16 protein-coding genes and 1 tRNA gene are annotated in these 18,064 nt (G+C 40.8%); 7 read left to right on the top strand and 10 right to left on the bottom strand.

Translation table 11 applies throughout. The annotated features are described in order from the left end of the window. Positions 1 to 13 precede the first annotated feature (13 nt). The 4 genes from BMW98_RS11340 to BMW98_RS11325 form a co-directional block, all read right to left on the bottom strand. Positions 14 to 613, bottom strand: coding sequence for a hypothetical protein (locus BMW98_RS11340; RefSeq protein WP_090258703.1), 600 nt, complete (start codon positions 611 to 613; stop codon positions 14 to 16). A gap of 103 nt (positions 614 to 716) precedes the next feature. After that, entirely contained in the window at positions 717 to 2,066 is a 1,350-nt protein-coding gene (locus BMW98_RS11335) for a Gfo/Idh/MocA family protein (protein WP_090258702.1), read from the bottom strand. Between the two features lie 57 nt (positions 2,067 to 2,123). Further along, on the bottom strand, positions 2,124 to 3,026 hold the full coding sequence (locus BMW98_RS11330; RefSeq protein WP_139177518.1) for an FAD:protein FMN transferase: 903 nt from the start codon (positions 3,024 to 3,026) through the stop codon (positions 2,124 to 2,126). 3 nt (positions 3,027 to 3,029) lie between these two features. Further along, positions 3,030 to 4,118 (bottom strand): AI-2E family transporter, encoded by a 1,089-nt coding sequence (locus BMW98_RS11325; protein ID WP_090258700.1) that lies wholly within the window; start codon positions 4,116 to 4,118, stop codon positions 3,030 to 3,032. Positions 4,119 to 4,245: 127 nt separating this feature from the next. On the opposite strand from BMW98_RS11325, the gene BMW98_RS11320 reads away from it, so the two are divergent. The 7 genes from BMW98_RS11320 (at position 4,246) to BMW98_RS11290 (ending at position 11,634) form a co-directional block, all read left to right on the top strand. Next, positions 4,246 to 5,193, top strand: a complete 948-nt coding sequence (locus tag BMW98_RS11320; protein ID WP_090258699.1) for an acetyl-CoA carboxylase carboxyltransferase subunit alpha — start codon at positions 4,246 to 4,248, stop codon at positions 5,191 to 5,193. A gap of 85 nt (positions 5,194 to 5,278) precedes the next feature. Further along, complete coding sequence (locus BMW98_RS11315; RefSeq protein ID WP_090258698.1) at positions 5,279 to 5,944, top strand: DUF6090 family protein; 666 nt, start codon at positions 5,279 to 5,281, stop codon at positions 5,942 to 5,944. Beyond that, positions 5,941 to 6,786 (top strand): MBL fold metallo-hydrolase, encoded by an 846-nt coding sequence (locus BMW98_RS11310; protein ID WP_090258697.1) that lies wholly within the window; start codon positions 5,941 to 5,943, stop codon positions 6,784 to 6,786. The genes BMW98_RS11315 and BMW98_RS11310 overlap by 4 nt, the downstream gene beginning before the upstream one ends. Next, a complete protein-coding gene (locus BMW98_RS11305) occupies positions 6,786 to 7,568 on the top strand; it encodes a patatin-like phospholipase family protein (RefSeq protein WP_090258696.1) in 783 nt (260 codons plus the stop codon). Before BMW98_RS11310 ends, BMW98_RS11305 begins: the two co-directional genes overlap by 1 nt. 181 nt (positions 7,569 to 7,749) lie before the next feature. Beyond that, positions 7,750 to 10,101 (top strand): TonB-dependent receptor, encoded by a 2,352-nt coding sequence (locus tag BMW98_RS11300; RefSeq protein ID WP_162844739.1) that lies wholly within the window; start codon positions 7,750 to 7,752, stop codon positions 10,099 to 10,101. An 11-nt stretch (positions 10,102 to 10,112) separates the two neighbouring features. Further along, complete coding sequence (locus BMW98_RS11295; protein WP_162844740.1) at positions 10,113 to 10,961, top strand: DUF4249 domain-containing protein; 849 nt, start codon at positions 10,113 to 10,115, stop codon at positions 10,959 to 10,961. A 136-nt stretch (positions 10,962 to 11,097) separates the two neighbouring features. After that, a complete protein-coding gene (locus BMW98_RS11290) occupies positions 11,098 to 11,634 on the top strand; it encodes a hypothetical protein (RefSeq protein WP_090258694.1) in 537 nt (178 codons plus the stop codon). A 662-nt stretch (positions 11,635 to 12,296) separates the two neighbouring features. Here the strand turns inward: BMW98_RS11290 and BMW98_RS11285 are convergent. The 6 genes from BMW98_RS11285 to BMW98_RS11265 all read right to left on the bottom strand — a co-directional run bounded on the left by BMW98_RS11285 (position 12,297) and on the right by BMW98_RS11265 (position 17,999). Next, positions 12,297 to 13,433, bottom strand: a complete 1,137-nt coding sequence (locus BMW98_RS11285) for a hypothetical protein (RefSeq protein ID WP_090258693.1) — start codon at positions 13,431 to 13,433, stop codon at positions 12,297 to 12,299. Positions 13,434 to 13,826: 393 nt separating this feature from the next. Beyond that, a tRNA-OTHER gene (locus tag BMW98_RS20450) sits at positions 13,827 to 13,919 on the bottom strand. Further along, entirely contained in the window at positions 13,906 to 14,775 is an 870-nt protein-coding gene (locus tag BMW98_RS11280) for a hypothetical protein (protein WP_090258692.1), read from the bottom strand. Before BMW98_RS11280 ends, BMW98_RS20450 begins: the two co-directional genes overlap by 14 nt. A 344-nt stretch (positions 14,776 to 15,119) precedes the next feature. After that, positions 15,120 to 16,406 carry a tyrosine--tRNA ligase gene (gene tyrS, locus BMW98_RS11275; RefSeq protein WP_090258691.1) on the bottom strand — a complete coding sequence of 429 codons (1,287 nt, stop codon included), beginning with the start codon at positions 16,404 to 16,406 and terminating at the stop codon, positions 15,120 to 15,122. 79 nt (positions 16,407 to 16,485) lie between these two features. Beyond that, complete coding sequence (locus BMW98_RS11270; protein WP_090258690.1) at positions 16,486 to 16,944, bottom strand: bactofilin family protein; 459 nt, start codon at positions 16,942 to 16,944, stop codon at positions 16,486 to 16,488. Then, positions 16,944 to 17,999 (bottom strand): ParM/StbA family protein, encoded by a 1,056-nt coding sequence (locus BMW98_RS11265; RefSeq protein ID WP_090258689.1) that lies wholly within the window; start codon positions 17,997 to 17,999, stop codon positions 16,944 to 16,946. The genes BMW98_RS11270 and BMW98_RS11265 overlap by 1 nt, the downstream gene beginning before the upstream one ends. Positions 18,000 to 18,064 lie beyond the last annotated feature (65 nt).

Genomic DNA, 18,064 nt, shown 5'->3' with positions numbered 1-18,064 from the left:
AATTTGGGGTTTCTTAAAAGAATTTGCTTACTCCAACACCGAATGTCCAGGAGGTATAGGTGTCAAATTTGTCATCGAACATCAGGCTTAGGCCAAGTTCCCAATTTTCTCCGATTTCCCAACCATATTCGGCACCAATTCTAAGTAGCGAAAGGGTTTCTTCTTTGGAGAATTCCTGGCCATAACCTGCCATTAGAGTAAAGTGCTCTCCGAACTTTCTAGAACCTGTAAAAACGGCTGAAAAAGGAGAGGAGCGCTCTATTATCTCATCAGGGCCATTGTCTACCTCGCGGGTTACCTCGAATGTTTCGATGAACATATCGGTGTGAATACCAATTGCCCATTTTTCGTCAATGCGATAGTCATAATCCAGTCCCCAAGAAGGTAGCACTTTCCAGACTTTTTCACCATTAGCATCTACACCGCTAGGTAAGTGCGCATTGCCCATAACCAACGCCAATCGATTTCTAGGAAAGTCTACTATTTCGTTCTGAGCATTCATTTCGAAAGAAACAGTAACGAAGAATAGCAGTAGGGATAAACGAAATGCCTTTATCATCATAATATTCAGGTTAGTATTGTCCAGTTTTAAGTAGCTATTTAAATATAGCATTTATCCTGATTGAAAACTGATTAAAGGAGGGAAGGATGGGGTTTGTATTGATAGAGCATAAAAAAAGCCCCATTTGGGGCTTTTTGGTGAGTTATTATTGAGATTAAATCTCGTATTCTTTCGGATCGATTTTAATACGGGCACCGCCAGCATTAATTGCCTCGTGAATTTTGTAGATACAAACCTCAGACTTGTAAGATTCGATTGCATCGTAGTTAAGTTTTTCCTCACCACGAACAGACTCTACAAAGTTGTAAAGGTGAGCAGTGTGGGCTTGTAGGTTGTAAACCTTGTCCATGCCGCTCATGTCCTTAATGTCGTAGCTGATTTGCGGAGCAGTTTCCTTAATTCCAGAGTCACCAAGTTCTTTTTCCTTGTACTCTTTCATGTTAGCAAGGTTAGCAATGTAACCTTTGTCTTCAAACTTCTTCCACTTCTCTTCAGGAACACTAGCTTCTCTAAAGATTTTGTTTTCAGTGCTTTCTGAAATATTCATAGAGCCTTCATCTCCAATAAATCTTTCGTAAACACCAATTGCTCTAGAGTTCGAAACGTTCTCGTAAATACCAATTGCAGGACCTTTTGGCGTATCATACTCCAAAATGGTTGCCATGGTATCTGCCTGCTCAAAGCCAAAGTACGAGTTGTTACCTGTAGCATAAACAGTGTGCGGGTAAGCACCTAAGAACCAGTTGAAGATATCGATTTGGTGAGAACCTAAATCTGAAACTACACCACCACCTAGCTTTTTGTAGTTTCTCCAGTTGTAAACCTGATCTACAGTATCGAAGCCATATTTCTTAAGCTGCTTCATGTCCAAATTGTCATTCTTGTTTGGCTGAAGCAAGTGAATTTTAGACCTGTTCCATTGGCCCATGGCATGGGTTAAGCGTCCCATCATTTGCTCTTGCTCAAGCAAAATTTGGTGGGTGAAACGGTACCTGTCGTTCGATCTTCTTTGGCGGCCAATCTGAAGCAAGTTGCCGGTGCTCTTCATGGCAAGGGCCATTTTCTTAGCATCTTCAATATTGTTCGACATGGCTTTTTCGCAATACACGTGAATGCCAGCGTTTAGGGCATCTACCGAGTGTTGCATGTGCCAAAAGTCTGGAGTTGCAAATGCTACAGCATCAAGGTTTTCTTTTTCTATCATTTCATAGAAATCCTCGTATGCATTTACATTGGCATCATACTGAGCATTGTAGCGCTCTTTTGCACGCTCTCTACGGCTTTCAACTATGTCGCAAACTGCAACAAGGTTAGCACTCGGGATCTTCGGTATGTTACTAAAGATCATGCCGCTTCCGCGGCCTCCGCAACCTACAATGGCAATATTTACTTTATCGGCAGCTTTAAGTGGATTAGCTGTAATGTTGAATGGACTGGCCAGTAGTAAACCAGTACCGAAGAGTGACGACTTTTTAATGAAGTCTCTTCTGTTAGATTTTTCCATAGCAATCTGAAAATTTTCGCGTTTCTAAAAAATAAGTGGACGATTAAAATCCGGCTCTTAAGATAGTTGATTTTTCCTAAGAATGGTCAGTTTTCCATCGATTGCATAGGCCACCCATTCGATTTGTTCATTCGTTTGCACTATTTCCTCAATTTCTGGTAATGATAGAATGAAGCAGGCTGTTGAAAAGGCATCTGAGTAGGTGGCATTCTTTGCTGCTACCCATACGCGCTCAAAGTTTGGCTTAAAATCATTTTGTCCCGTGCGGGGGTCGAATATATGGCTGCCTTGATGAAAAGTGCCACTGGCGCTCACGCTTATGTTACCCAAGTCGAGGCGGTGCTTGTCTAACTTGGCGGTGATTTGATAAGTGAAGTAAGGCTTTACACTTACATCGTTTTTGATCATCAAAGTGCTGTCTCCCGCACTAAAGGTAAAGGTCTTGATTTCCAGCTCTTGCATTAACTCATCCACCTTGTCCAGCGCATAGCCCTTGCCAATTCCTCCCAAGTCGAAATACATGCCAGGGTTAACACAGTAGACCCTAGGCTGCTCAGGATCCACATAAATGCTGGCCTGTTTTTTCATGGCTTGGGCTTTTTCCAAGGCTTTGTGGGTTTCGTATTCATTGAGAATACCTTCTTTGCCAGCTCGGAAAATCTTCATGTGTTCGGCTACACCAACATCAAAAGTACCATGACTTTCGGTATGGCAGGCAATGGCTATTTTAAGCGCTTCCCAAGTTTCGAAGTCAATTGGTAAGTGCTCGTCTTTTTTTAGTTTGTTAATCCGCGAAATATCACTGTCTGGCCTAAATCGGCTCAGCTTATCTTCCAACTCATCAATTAGATTAAAAGCCTGCTGAGCGGCATTCTCCGCGTATTCGGCCGTTTCGTTATAAATGGTCAACTTAAAATAAGTAGCCATTGCTTGATGCTCAAAGGCAGAGGTATTCTCCAAAATTTATGCTTTTTGTTTTTTCAGTTCGCTTCTTCCCATCAGTTTTACCAGCATGTCTGCATCTGGTATTTGGGCTAAAATTACACGTGCCAGTACAATTAACGGTACAGAAAGCAGCATGCCCGCTACGCCCCAAATATAGCCCCAAACTACAAGGCCAAGAATTACGGTTACGGTGTTCAAGGCCACGGAAGAGCCCATTAATAGCGGCTCAATTACGTTACCCCAAATAAATTGTGTGGCAATAAGTAATCCAATAAACAGGAAGAAACTACCAGTTGAATCGATTTGAATAAGTCCTAAAAGTACTGGTGGTATGGTGGCAGCAATTGAGCCGACAGTAGGAATAAAATTGAGTAAAAAGGCCAAGAAGCCCCAGAACAAGGCAAAGTCAACTCCGAATATCCAGCTTATGCTACCAAAGAACACCCCTGTGCAAAAACTGGTAAAGAACTTCACTTTCATATAGCTTACAATGGCTGTTTTAATTTCTAGAAAGGAATTGATAAGCCTTTCCTTACCTTTTTGGTCATCACCTTCTAAGTAGCCAATGTACTTTTCGTAGCGCACAATACTGCCCAGTACAGCCACAAGGTAAATGGCACTCAATATAAAATTGAAGGTGAATGTACCGAGCTGTCCGGCCACAATACCCGATGTGCTCAGCAGAAAATCAACAGAGATCAGCTTGTTCAGTGTTTGAATGAAACCACTGGTTTCTACACTGGAAACCCCGGGAATGAAAGAAAGTTGGTCAATAATGTCGATGAACTTCGCATCGATTTGAGCCAACAGCTTATCTTTTTGATCAACAATTTGAGCACCTGTATCGAATACAATCAGTCCTATAAGAAAGAGAAAGCCCAGCGTAAGAATGGTGATGAGCGTAATGCTTACAGAATAAGGCCAGTTCTTTTTATCTAAATACAGAATAACCGGCTGTAGCATTAGGCCAACAAAAATGGCAAAGGCCAAAGGAATTAAAAGTCCCGAAAGGGCTTTAATAATCATAATCCCTACTATCGCTAAAAATATAAGCAGGGTGTTTTTTATGGTTCTAATGTTTGACTCTATAAGAGGGCTTTGTTCCATACTCACTAATTAAGCTTAAAAATCGTTACTGAGTAGACGACAGAACGAATAATGTTGTTTTTTCGGAAAAAGTAAGAACGGTAGCAGTTTAATATTTAGTTTTGTAGCTTCAAAAAAATCAAATTGAATGCTTTTGGAATTCGAACAACCCATAGTGGATTTGGAAGATAAGCTAGCCGAAATGAAAAGGCTGGCAGAAAATAGCAAAGTTGATGTTTCGGACGATGTAAAATCGTTGGAGACCAAAATTCAGAAATTGAAGGAAGAGACTTACAAGAATCTCACCAGATGGCAGAAAGTGCAACTGTCGAGACACCCTGAAAGACCTTACACCTTAGACTATATTTATAACATGACTGATGACTTTATTGAGCTGCACGGAGACAGAACCGTGAAGGACGATAAAGCAATGGTTGGTGGTTTTGGTACGCTTGGCGACCAAACTGTAATGTTTGTAGGTCAGCAGAAGGGTAGAAATACCAAACAGCGCCAAATGCGCAACTTTGGTATGGCTAATCCTGAGGGATACCGCAAGGCACTTCGTCTATTCAAAATGGCCGAGAAATTCAACAAGCCAATTGTAACGCTTATAGATACTCCGGGTGCTTACCCAGGTTTCGAGGCGGAAGAAAGAGGCCAAGGTGAAGCTATTGCGAGAAACATTCGCGATATGTTTATGCTAAAAGTGCCGGTAATCTGTGTGATTATTGGTGAAGGTGCTTCTGGTGGAGCCATTGGAATTGGTGTTGGAGACAAGGTATTAATGCTTGAAAATACTTGGTATTCTGTAATTTCTCCAGAGTCTTGCTCTTCTATTCTTTGGAGAAGCTGGGACTACAAGGAGCAAGCAGCTGAAGCTTTGAAATTAACAGCCGAAGATATGACAGGCTTTGGCCTTGTTGACGGCATTATTGAAGAGCCTCTTGGTGGTGCTCACCGCAACATTAAGTGGATGAGCAATACCCTGAAAGCGCGTATTCTTGAAGAGCTTGAGCCGCTTTTAGCGCAGTCTGCCGAAGAGCGTATTAATACGCGAATTGAGAAATTCTCTGATATGGGTGAGGTTATTGAGTAACGCACCGCATTAAAATATTTGAAAGCCAACTGTTTCAGTTGGCTTTTTTTATGCCCATTTTTATTGAGTATCAACCAATTTGAAAATGGCTAGAAAGAATAAGAAGCTGGGGCAGTACTTTGCCGAACTAATGGTGGTGATTGTGGGCATTACCATAGCTTTCGCCTTAGAGAGTTATTCTGAAAATGTAAAGCAGGATGAGAAAGAAGCTCAGTATTTGCGCGCCCTTCAGGCAGATTTGGCAAACGACATCAGTGAGCTGAAAGAACACATTGATACCACAAACCAGCTTATTTCCCTAACAGGAGACATGTTTAAGTTTATTTACATGAAGGCCCCGGTCGATAGCTTTAGCAGAAGGCATGTTACAGCCACCTACAGCACACCATATTTTAGCGGTAACAATGGTACTTATCTCTCAATGATCAATTCGGGCGATTTAAACCTACTTTCAGATTTCGAGTTGCGACAAGCCTTGGTAAAATATTACACGCTTTCTTACAGTGATTTGCGCAGGGCAGATAAGTTTGTCGATGAGTTAGTTTCAAACAGTATGTATCCATACATATTAAAAAATGTGGCATTTCACCCCATAGAAGATAGGATTGAGGATTCAACTCCTTTAAAAACCAACGAGGCCATTAATTTAATGGGAAGCTATTTCAATATGCTGGCAAATAGAAATGAAAAGTACGATGAGTTGGTAGATGTTTGTAAAGCGTTGGATAAGCTGATATCTTCGAAACTATGAAGTTACACGTGGTAGATACGGGCTTTTTTAAGCTCGATGGAGGAGCAATGTTTGGCGTGGTACCCAAGGTACTTTGGGAAAGAACAAACCCTGCCGATGCAAACAATCTTTGTACTTGGGCTATGCGCTGCATGTTGATTGAAGATGGCAACAAGCTCATGCTCATCGATACCGGAATTGGTAACAAGCAAGACGCTAAATTCTTCAGCCACTATTACTTACATGGCGATGCTTCGCTTGATGGTTCGCTAAAACAACTAGGCTTCGACCGAAGCGACATTACGGATGTATTTCTTACGCACTTGCACTTCGACCATTGTGGTGGGGCAGTGGACTATGCCGATGATGCTGGTGATCAATTCGAACTTCATTTTCCGAACGCCAAGTACTGGTCGAACAAAGACCACTGGCAATGGGCTACCCAACCAAATGCAAGAGAGAAAGCATCTTTCCTGAAAGAAAACATTTTACCGATTGAGCAAAGTGGCCAGTTGGACTTTGTTCCGTTGGATGGAAGCTCTCCATTCTCACAGTTTGAAATAATAACTGCTGATGGCCATACCGATAAACAGATGCTGCCTAAAATTCAGTATAAAGGCAAAACACTTGTGTTTATGGCCGATCTGCTGCCTTCAGTTGGGCATATTCCTTTGCCTTATGTAATGGGTTACGACACCCGGCCACTGTTGACTTTGCAGGAGAAAGAAGTCTTTTTGAAAGAAGCAGCCGATAATGAATATGTGCTCTTTTTGGAGCATGATAGCCAACATGAATGCTGTACTGTAAAGCATACTGAAAAGGGCGTTCGCTTAGATAAAACATTTAAACTTTCGGAACTGTAATGAAGGTTGGCTTGACGCTATCAGGAGGCGGTGCACGTGGCTTTGCACATTTGGGAGTACTACAGGCATTGCAAGAGGCCAATATTCCTGTGCATGTAATTAGTGGTGCAAGTGCCGGTTCTCTGGCGGCTGCATTTCATGCTTATGGTTACTCTCCGCAAGAAACGCTCAGTATTTTCGAAAAAACCAACATTCTAAAACTTATTTGGCCAGCATTTAGCACAACGGGTTTGCTAAGCATTCAAAAATCTGAATTGATCTATGATAAATTCTTGGCAGAAGACTCATTCGCTCATGCCAAGATTCCTCTTTTTGTATCTACTACCAACCTGAACAAAGGCCGGCCTGAGATTTTCAATTCCGGTTCTTTAAAACTTGCCTTAATGGCCTCGTGCTGTATTCCGGTAATTTTCGACCCGGTAAGAATTGGGGAGGATGATTATGTAGATGGCGGTATTCTGAACAACCTACCGACAGAAGTGTTGCTGCAAGAAGGTTGTGACATTATTATTGGAGTAAATGTGGCGCCAATTCTACCCGAAAAGGACCTTGATGGCCCAAAACGCATGATAGAGCGCGTGTCAATGCTGGCACTAAGCGCCAATGTGGAGTACAGCAGCAGACTGTGCGATTTGTACTTGCTACCGCGCGAGCTTAGAAGATTCGGTACATTCGATTTTAAAAAATCTCAAGAGCTGTTCAGAATAGGCTATGAGTACACCAAATACGAGCTTTCTATGCTAGAAGCTTCGCATAAGCTTAAACAGTTTTCTGCTCAATAGGCTGTTCCTTTTTGCTGCCGAATTGAGGTTAACAAAAACTTATTTCGCCACTTTGTAAACCTTTTGGCTATTCAATTCGACTTTTATTTCAAAGGGCATACGTGTGTTTGATATTACACACGTCATGTAGCAGAACGATCGATAGTTTATTGATCTCAACAACTCAAAACAACAACACAAAATGCAAAGAACACTTTTGGTGCTCGGGCTGACTATGCTATGTTTCGCAGTCTCGGCACAACAAAAATTCACATTAAATGGATATGTCCGGGCGGCAAGTTCTGGGGAAGAGCTAATAGGCGTTACGGTTTATGTGAAAGAACAGGCCAATGGGGTGATTTCAAACCCATATGGTTTTTACTCTTTAACCTTGCCTGAAGGGCAGTATACGGTACTTTATAGTTATATCGGTTTCAAAACCAAGGAGCAAATCATTACGCTTGATAAAAACACAGAGCTTAATGTAGAGCTAGAGGATGAGTTTACCGATCTGGAAGAAGTTGTGGTGACTTCGGAACGCCAAGATGTTAATGTGGTGGGCATTCAAATGAGTAAGAACGAATTGAATGTAGAGCAGGTGAAAAAACTGCCGGCACTTTTTGGAGAGCCCGATATTATTAAAACAGTGCAAATGATGCCTGGCGTTATTTCAGCAGGCGAGGGTACTTCTAGCTTTTTCGTGCGTGGTGGTAGTGCCGATCAGAATTTGATATTGATTGATGAGGCTCCGGTTTATGATCCCTCTCACTTATTTGGGCTTTTTTCGGTATTTAATGCCGATGTTATCAAGGATTCGGAACTGTACAAGGGCGGAATTCCTGCCCGTTTTGGTGGAAGACTTTCGTCAATTTTAGAAGTAAGGACCAAAGACGGTAATAACAAAGAGTTTGGCGGTGAGGCCGGAATAGGAACACTTGCCAGCAGCGTAATGGTTGAAGGCCCAATTAAAAAGGATGTGAGTTCCTACATCATTTCGGCCCGAAGGTCTTATGTAGACTTATTTTTGAAAGCAGCCAATCAAGATAACCTGGTGCACTTTTACGACATCAACGCCAAAATGAACTGGCGTGCCAATAACAACAACCGCTTTTTCTTGTCGCTTTACGCTGGCCGCGACAAGTTCAGCTTTGGTGATGATTTTGGTTTTAACTGGGGGAATAAAACGGCTACATTCCGGTGGAATCACCTTTTTAGCGATAAGCTATTCTCTAACACCTCTTTGGTTGCCAGTAAGTTCGATTACGGCTTGGGTTCAGAGAATCAGGTGGATGCTTTTGACTGGGACTCGAGCCTGACAGAATATACGCTTAAGGAAGACCTTAACTTCTTTTTTAATCCACGCCTTTCGCTCGATTTTGGCTACCATGTTACTTATCGCGTATTCGAGGCGGGCAATATAGAAAGTGGGGCCGAATCCATTTTTAGCGACACCAAATTGCCAAGCGAATATGCACTTGATCATTCACTGTATGCCGGAATGGAGCATCAAATTTCGGATAAGCTTTCCTTGCAATATGGGGCCAGGCTTTCGGTTTTCCAGAGTATAGGTAAGCAAACGGTGTATGAATATGCCGATCCGCAAGACAACATCAATCCGGTAAGAGTTGATTCTACCACTTACGGAGCTTTCGAAAACATAAAGACCTATGTAAACCTTGAGCCGCGTTTTGCTGCGCGATACTTGCTCACAAGCGCTACAAGTTTAAAGGCTAGCTATAACCGAATGGTGCAAAATACACACTTGGTTTCGAGCGGAACGGTGCCGGTGCCTTTCAATACTTGGGTGCCGAGTTCCGTTTATTTAAAACCTCAGTTGGCCGATCAGTTTGCGCTGGGCTACTTCCACGATTTGCAGAATAATGCTTATTCAATCTCTTTTGAGACTTTTTATAAGCGTTTTCAAAATGTGACCGATTTTGCTGATAACGCACAAATATTCTTTAATGAAGATCTGGTAACAGAGTTCAGACAGGGTAAGTCGGAGGCATATGGTGCCGAGGTTATGGTGCAAAAGAAGGAAGGTAAGCTTACTGGTTTTGTGTCTTACACTTGGTCGAGGGTAGAGCGTACGGTGCCGGGCGTAAACTTGGGCAAATCGTTTTTAGCCAACCACGATAGAAGACATAGCCTTAACGTAGTGGCCACTTACGATTACAGCGATAAATGGGTGTTTGGGGGAAGCTTTACTTACGCTACCGGTAGACCAATTACACTGCCAACAGGTAGTTACGAATATGGTGACGGTTACTTACCAGATGTGATTACTGAACGCAACGGTTATAAGCTGCCAGACTTTAATAGAATGGACTTGAGCGCAACATTGTACCCAAGAAAGAATGCCGATAGAAACTATAAAACATCTTGGGTATTCTCCCTATACAATGTGTATAGCCGTAAAAACCCGTTTACCATTTACACTCAAGTTAAGCAAGATGATGACGGTAATGTGATAGGGGATGGCACCGAAAAAGAAGCCCGTTTGATCTATCTATTTCCAATTCTTCCTTCAGTAACCTTCAACATTGAATTTTAAAAATGAACACGATGAACATAAAATATATATACTCGCTAATGCTTGTGCTGGCCTTGGTTTGGGCCTGCGATGAGCCAATAACCATTGATACCGCTACGGCCGAAGAACAAGTGATTATTGAAGGTATGGTAACGAATACTGCCGGTAGAAACTTTGTGAAGGTGACCAAGAGCCGGTCTTTTTACGAAACGGGCAGTACCGAACGCATTACAAATGCTATTGTAACGGTGTCGGATGAAACGGGTAACTACGCTGATTTTGTGCATAATCCATCGGGAGAGCCAGAAACGGAAGGTTACTACTATGCCGCGGGAGACTTTATTGGTGCCATAGGCCGTACCTATTCTTTGAGGGTAGAGTTGGGTGAAAATGTATATGAGGCACAAGATGAGTTGCTGCCTGTAACGCCTATCGATTCGCTGGCACAGCAGCTTACTGACGATGAAGATGCCATTGAAGATAGAGGGCCTGGGCCAGTTTATGAGGTGCTGTTTTATGCGAAAGAACCTCAGGAGCGTCAGGATCAGTATTTGTTTAAGTTTTATAGAAACGACTCGCTCATCAAGGATTCTCCATCTGACGTTTACTTTGCCGATGACAACCTTTTGGGCGAAACAATTGACGATATAGAATTGGCGGGGTATTACATTCCTGGTGATTTGGTACGTGCCGAAATGTACAGCCTTACCCGAGAGGCGTTTATCTTCTATAACGACTTGAACAACCTAATTAATAGTGATGGGGGCATGTTTAGTCCGCCACCAGCCAATCCTCGAACCAATTTAAGCAATGGTGCCATGGGCTTTTTTCAAGCCAGTGCCGTTGCTACCAAAGAGATTATCATAGTAAATGAAGATTAGTTAAACTCAAATTATAGCGTCATGCCTGTAAAGGTGTGACGTTTTTCTTTTGTAGTATTATGATTAGTTCTTCAAATCGAATTTGTGTTTTGTCTGTTGGTAATCTGGCGAAGGGAAGTTTATAACGATTATTAGTATGTATTCAAATAATATCAAGATAGGCCAGTATGGAAGATTTTTTAGGGATGGTCTTGACCTTGAAGACGAATATTTAGATGGGATTCCTGTATTTATTGAACAGGATTGGATATTCCTGAAGTTTGTTCACGATGATTTAATAATCATAGATGGCTACACTTTGATTAGGGTAAGTGATTTGAGTAATTATATTTTAAAGCCAGAGAAATCTGAGTTTAGGATGAATGCTCTTGAACTGAAGGGTGAGTTAAATAAATTTGACCATTTTGATAAAGAAACCTCATGGAATGGAATTGTCTCGTATCTAAAGGATAATAAGAGCTTAGGTGTTTTTTATACTGAGGAAATTGACAATACTGTATGTTATGTTGGACAAATATCTGAATACGATTCTTTAGGTTTTGAAATTTTGGAAATAAGTGATGAAGGAGTTTGGTTGGATAGGATGTCCTTGAGCTGGAAGGAAGTAACAAGAATAGATTGTTTTGGAGGGTATGATTCTGCGTTAAGTTTAGTTGCTTCTGGCAAGCAGTAAATATCTACCCGTGTCTAGTCCCTAAGGGACGAATTTGGGTGGGGTATTGGTTTTTTTATCATCGTTTGTAACGAGGATGTACGAAAGACCGATTTGTAATCAACATATAGGCCGGTGATAGCTTTGACAAATTTTTAAATGGAGAAACTGATGCCGAGAAAGGATAAGCCACTAGCTAATTGCTTCAGTTTGTCAAAGTTTACCTACTGTTTTCTGGTTTACTGATAACGAGTCACTTGGTCGACCCTTCGGCTTCGCTCAGGGTGAAAAGGAGAGCGGACAAGCCTAGCACACTATTTTACTAATCCCCCAATTTCCTAATTAGGTGCAAGATCGATGGAATACTGAAACAAGTTCAGTATGACGGAATCAATTGACTTTTACGGTAACCAACTTCGAACCATGAACGGATTTACCAATAACTAAACTACTTGTCGCTGATTCCTGATTAACTGGTACTCCGATAACGAAGCCACTTGGCCGACCCTTCGGCTTCGCTCAGGGTGAAAAAGAGAGTAGATAGGTTTAGCACAAGCCAGAAGCCTTCCCACTTGGGGAAGGGTTAGATTGGGGCTTTTCTCCTAATCTAGTCTTAGCATCTCGCTAAGACTTTTTTGTTGGAGGTAAATGGTCTCAGCGAGGGGCTAGAACCAGAGTGCGGATTACTCAAGTTTATATCTAAGGAATGTTCTAAGCGTTTTATCCCCATCCTCTCTAATAGATACACCTCCCACAAATAAATAATCGTCAATAAAGGTGAGATATTTAGCCAATGCAAGCTCGTATAGCTTTTTTGTCTTTGTCTCTAGATCATACTCAAGTAATGCCATTTTACGTTTGTCATATTGTAAAATCTCGAAAGCTTCAAGCGACTTGTCTTTTTTAGAAACATAATTAATGATTCTGAAGAGACGTTTATTGTGGTAAATCGTTGTTCCAAAATCAACCTCTCTAACTTTGAATTCTATCCCCTCTGCACGACCTGGATAACGATCGAACAACTTAGGCTTACCAAACTTATCATCGCTTAGATATAAGCTGGACAATTTATTTGATACTGGATTCCAGAAGTAAACAGAATCGGAAAATCGATAATTAATCACTAGAGAATCCTTATTTATTCCCGCTAAACTAGGGGACAGTCTATCAATAGTTATAGACTTGTTTTTTGTGTATTTAGGATAAGCGATAGAGTCAATGAATTGATTGCTGTCAAAATCAAATGACCTTATTGGGGTTAATTTGGTAAAGATTTGAGGGTCGTCAAATCTAAGTGGTTGAGCTGTTGGTATAAACATTTTCTCATTTAAGAAAACCGCGGTAGAATAATAGCCTCCTACAGTATAACTTGAATAATCGATAGCGTTATAAAGGTATTTTTTCACTAATTGACCCGAGCTATTATACAAGTAGAAATGTGGTGATCCGACAGGATATACAAAAAGTGAATCACGAGTTTTGAAATAAACAGAAGCTCCACCTGAATTATATCCGTTAGGCCCTTGTTGAGGGATGATTATTGGCTCTAAATACTTGCCTAAGAGAAAATCCACCTGATGAATAACCAAGCTGTTATTGCTGCCTGGGCCATATTCCACAAGAATCTGTTTATCTTGATGATTGTAAGTGGTCCACTTGGTTAAGGATAAAAACTCTAGTGGTAGTTCTATTTCTAAAGTATCTGTAGACTTAAACTCTGAGAAGCCATTTTCAGAAGAGCGATTTCCAATACCGCAACCAAAAATGATTAAAGCAAGGATGGGAATTAACCCATTCTTAAGGTTAAAGCTAATGTGCATGTTATCTGTTTTTTAGACCGAACTGCGCCCCATTGATCTGAATTTATTTTGTCAGCGTCCATCACGCTTAATACTCATAGCTTCAGATCCTGCGTCCATTAAGTTAATAATTATACTTTATATGCGAGGGCTAAGATATGAGTGTCTGGCCTGTCTGATTATGGGGAGGCTAGGACTTTTTTGGTGGATGGTCTCAGGGAGACCCTAAGACCAGGATGGGGTTTGGAAGAGTCCAATACATAACCTTTTCTCGGACCAGACCCTCCTAATATTGATTTTCCTAAGAATTTAGATGCAATATGAGAATTTTTCTTTGTGGCTTTATTCTTCTGACATAAAAGACAATCATCATTTGATGTTCTCTTCATCATAATTTATACATTCAAATTTATAGAGCAGTATGAGGAATCGAACCTCAGTCGCCCCTTGGACAAGAAACCATTGATTTCTTCTCCGAGGGGGTGTTTTACCATTAAACTATACTGCATTTTAATAATTTAATTTGTTCGTCATCAACTGTCATGGAATATTCAGATTGACAGTATTTGACGAATTTTGAAACAACCCTTTCTGTCTTTATTCCATTTATTTTTTTCCTGATTGCGTCTTTAAACTTTGGGATTATTTCAGCTTCTGTTATAGAGTTCTTTGTCAGTTTATCAGTAACAACATTATCAATCTCATTAGATATACCTCTGAAAATATTAATTACGTCAATTATTACACTGAAGGTCAATTCGTTTGCGTTTTTCTTGTCATTAAAATCAATTCCTTGCAGTTCACTAGGCAGTTTGGAGTTCCAATACTTATTTAGTGATATCCCTTCTTTTTTAATTAACCTATTCAGGGAGTTACTTATGTTTTCTGCGTTACTATGAATAAGACGATTTCTTTTGAGCCTAATGTAATCAAGAGTAATCATCAATTCAGATTGGAGATTGTTTGGTTCAATTCTGTTGAAGACTTTGTCAATGAGCATAAAGTCATTTTCAACTCCTTCGAGTTTGGATTCTAAAGGTTCTATTTTATCGTTTACCTTTTGTGAGAATATGAGCAAGTCTTTTAGGTAACTTTCAAAATGAGTGTATATCAGTAGAAAAATCCCCTGGATTAAGGATTCGTTTGTTTTAGAATGTTCTTTGCGTAATTCACAGAGCTTTATATTGTGTTTTCTCTTAAATGGGTTCTCATCAAAGTAATCCTTTGTTAATATTTCTGGATTTTTCTCCAAAGTTTCCGAATAGTCAATGTTGAACTGATTCCATACAAATGAATAGTGAGTAAAACTGTTGTTTAACTCAGAAAGTACTTTGTGAAAATTCTTTAGTTCTTTCGTTTTCATTTATTGCTGGTAACGTTAGTTATGCGCCACCACAATGGCGCATATATCCTTATAATTAATCAAAAGTTCCTTATAGCCGTCCAATATGGTGTGCTATACACACCTTTTTAGTCTCTCGAAAATCACGGGGAGTTAGTCTTCCGTGTGTGTTTTCTTGCTTAAGATAACGAAAACAAGATGTAGGCAATTGAATTTTGTATTTTAATTACTTAATAATGTACATATAGTTCTAGTCAACTGTAGGGGACAGCCAAACAAAAAACGCCATGCCTTTTACAAGCATGACGTTTCGATGTATCGTTTTCTTAAGACCCTGAACTAAATTCAGGGTGATGTTGTGGAAACTACTGAACAGTAATCAGGTAGTAATTTTTCTTTCCTTTTTGCACTAAGAAGTACTTATCCTGTAGTAGTTTAATCTCAGGCTTGGCATTCATGTCTTCAATTTTGGCCTTATTGATGGAAACACCACCGCCTTGCAGCATTCTGCGTACTTCACCTTTCGATTTAAAGATCACTTCTTTGGTAGTAGTCGAAAGCAGGTCAATGTAACCCTCGGCTTCGGCCAATTCGCTGGCGGTAATATCTACTTGTGGTACGCCTTCAAAAACAGCTAATAGAGTATTTTCATCAATCGACTCTAGATCTTCCGTTGTCGATTTGCCAAAGAGTAGGTTAGAGGCCTTAATGGCTGTATCCAAATCTTCCTTAGAGTGAACTCTTACTGTAATGTCTTCGGCCAAAGCTTTTTGCAATACGCGTAGGTGAGGAGCCTCATTGTGCTCTTTTTCCAACGCTTCAATTTCTTCTTTAGAAAGCAAAGTGAAAATACGGATGAAGTTGCTCGCATCTTCATCAGATGTATTCAACCAGTACTGGTAGAATTTGTACGGAGAAGTTTTTTCAGCATCTAACCATACGTTTCCGCCTTCAGACTTACCGAATTTAGAACCATCGGCTTTCTTAATTAAAGGAGCAGTAAGTGCAAAAGCTTCGCCTTGTACTTTCCTTCTAATTAGCTCTGTGCCGGTAACAATGTTTCCCCACTGATCGGAACCACCCATTTGCAAGCGGCAGTTTTTCTCGTTGTACAAGTGGTAAAAGTCATAACCTTGCACCAACTGGTAGGTAAATTCAGTAAACGACATGCCGGTTTCCAACCTGTTTTTCACAGAGTCTTTCGACATCATGTAGTTTACGGTAATGTGCTTACCTGTATCGCGAATAAAGTCTAGGAAAGAAATGTCTTTAAACCAATCGTAGTTGTTTACGATTTCCGCAGAATTCTCCCCGCAATCAAAGTTCAAAAACTTCTGTAGTTGTTTCTTTTGCGAATTGAGGTTGTGGTTCAGCTTGTCTAAGTCGAGCATAGGTCGCTCGGCCGATTTGCCCGAAGGATCGCCCACCATACCGGTAGCACCACCAACCAAGGCAACAGGTTTGTGGCCGGCACGTTGCAAATGCACAAGCAACATTACAGGCACAAGGTTACCAATGTGCAAAGAGTCGGCAGTTGGGTCAAAGCCCACATAACCAGTAGTTACTTCTTTAGAAAGTTGCTCTTCGGTACCGGGCATCATGTCGTGCACCATGCCTCTCCATTTCAATTCTTCTACCAATGGGTTGCTCATGTGATTTGCTAAATTTTAAGGTCGCAAATATAACCTATGCTGCGAGAGGGGAAAAGTATAAAATGAAAAAGCCTGGTGGTTACCAGGCTACATTTCCATAATTATCTGTTTTACTGCCATCGGGCTTCATCTGAATGTTCCGAGTGGATCGGGAAGGGGAGCTGGTTTCAAGCTCTGGCACTTCTATTTCTTTGCCTACAGTTACCTTTCCGTTCATTTCGGCTCCATTTTCTACCGACATTTGCTTGGCAAAAATTTTACCGAAGATTTTAGCCGTGCTGGACAGCTGCAAAATACCATTCGAAAGTACATCACCGTTTACATAACCTTCAATGCGAATGTCGGTGCCACTTAAGTTGCCACCAACTTCTCCGTTTTGCCCTACAATGATCTTCTCCTCTGAAACGATGTCGCCAGTAACATGTCCATCAACCCTTACACTACATTTAGAGGTCATGTTACCTTTGATAACAGAGCCTTCCTTTATCTGCGTAATGTGAGTAGATGGACTTGCGGTGGCTGTTGACTTTTTACTCATTAATATTCAGCGGGAATTGAGGTTTCAGATACTAAGTTATTTTCATCGAATACAGAAACGATCGTAGTGGCATTTCCAATATCCAAGCCTACTGCGTTGCTCTTAACACCGCCATTTAACTGCGATGAGTTGATGCAATAGCCTTTGCTGGCCAATGTTTGCGGCTCGTGAGCAACCTCTAGGTCTAAAATATCCTGGAATTCTTGTTTGAAACAATCAACCAAAGCAGGGTACATAGCACCGCCCCCAGCAAGGAACATTTGATGAGAGATAGTGAAGTCGTTGTCGTTGAATGCTTTACGCATTGCAGGAGAAATCACATCTTCATAATACTGCTTCAATACTTTATCTCTAAGCGGCTTTATATCAATACGTTTTCTGTTCAAGAATATTACGCCTTTTTGGAAAGCCGCATCAATTTGATGCTCAGTTTTAAGCTCTAAGTAGTATTGCTTAGCCAATTCTTTCTCCAAAAGGTTTACAGCGTAACGCAAACCGTAAGTAGAAAGTGAAGTTCTTTGAACAATACCACCCTCAGTGCTCAATAGTCCCTCTAGGGTTCCGTAACCAAGCGACATTACAAAGAAATTGCCGCTTACATTCTGAATTCCCTTTCTTAGGGCAATGGTGCAACCAATAACCTCTGGGATCACCTGAACATTGTCAATTTCTACCTGAACACTCTTTTTAATACCACCACCAAAGGTTGCCGCATCATAATCGATTACATGCGATGTGTTAATTAGGTTAGTGGCAGTTTCTTTATAAAGCTGAAAAGTAGAAAAAGGAAAACCTGTAGTTACGCTAAGCGGGTTGCCTAACTTTTGGTTGGCTACTAACAAACCAGACTTAAGTAGTAAGCTGTAGTCTAGCTCATCTGGTGCCGCATTGATGTTTCTGTGCGGAGAAACTCCTTCTGTAAGTGCAAGATTACCAATTACATACCCTTCGCCATTATGGAATATTTTTAAGCCATTAATAAGGTCAGGTGAAACGTTTCTAAGGTCGGTGATATTTCCCTCAAAAACACTAGGGAAAGTGTAAGTCTTAAACATATTGGGTCAATACTTCAGGTTGAATGGTACAATTATCGAATAACAATTATACGATTTAATATAGT

The sequence above is a fragment of the Roseivirga pacifica genome, assembly GCF_900111145.1.
Lineage (GTDB): Bacteria > Bacteroidota > Bacteroidia > Cytophagales > Cyclobacteriaceae > Roseivirga > Roseivirga pacifica.
The sequence above is the reverse complement of the archived record's forward strand: the minus strand, read 5'-3'. Positions and strand labels throughout refer to the sequence as shown.

Bases quoted from the DNA above. Each gene is read 5' to 3' on its own strand.
- BMW98_RS11310 (WP_090258697.1), top strand. From the start codon at position 5,941: ATGAAGTTACACGTGGTAGATACGGGCTTTTTTAAGCTCGATGGAGGA.
- BMW98_RS11315 (WP_090258698.1), top strand. From the start codon at position 5,279: ATGGCTAGAAAGAATAAGAAGCTGGGGCAGTACTTTGCCGAACTAATG.
- BMW98_RS11305 (WP_090258696.1), top strand. From the start codon at position 6,786: ATGAAGGTTGGCTTGACGCTATCAGGAGGCGGTGCACGTGGCTTTGCA.
- BMW98_RS11300 (WP_162844739.1), top strand. From the start codon at position 7,750: ATGCAAAGAACACTTTTGGTGCTCGGGCTGACTATGCTATGTTTCGCA.
- BMW98_RS11325 (WP_090258700.1), bottom strand. From the start codon at position 4,118: ATGGAACAAAGCCCTCTTATAGAGTCAAACATTAGAACCATAAAAAAC.
- BMW98_RS11280 (WP_090258692.1), bottom strand. From the start codon at position 14,775: ATGAAAACGAAAGAACTAAAGAATTTTCACAAAGTACTTTCTGAGTTA.
- BMW98_RS11320 (WP_090258699.1), top strand. From the start codon at position 4,246: ATGCTTTTGGAATTCGAACAACCCATAGTGGATTTGGAAGATAAGCTA.
- tyrS (WP_090258691.1), bottom strand. From the start codon at position 16,406: ATGAGCAACCCATTGGTAGAAGAATTGAAATGGAGAGGCATGGTGCAC.
- BMW98_RS11295 (WP_162844740.1), top strand. From the start codon at position 10,113: ATGAACATAAAATATATATACTCGCTAATGCTTGTGCTGGCCTTGGTT.
- BMW98_RS11270 (WP_090258690.1), bottom strand. From the start codon at position 16,944: ATGAGTAAAAAGTCAACAGCCACCGCAAGTCCATCTACTCACATTACG.
- BMW98_RS11335 (WP_090258702.1), bottom strand. From the start codon at position 2,066: ATGGAAAAATCTAACAGAAGAGACTTCATTAAAAAGTCGTCACTCTTC.
- BMW98_RS11340 (WP_090258703.1), bottom strand. From the start codon at position 613: ATGCTATATTTAAATAGCTACTTAAAACTGGACAATACTAACCTGAAT.
- BMW98_RS11285 (WP_090258693.1), bottom strand. From the start codon at position 13,433: ATGCACATTAGCTTTAACCTTAAGAATGGGTTAATTCCCATCCTTGCT.
- BMW98_RS11290 (WP_090258694.1), top strand. From the start codon at position 11,098: ATGTATTCAAATAATATCAAGATAGGCCAGTATGGAAGATTTTTTAGG.
- BMW98_RS11265 (WP_090258689.1), bottom strand. From the start codon at position 17,999: ATGTTTAAGACTTACACTTTCCCTAGTGTTTTTGAGGGAAATATCACC.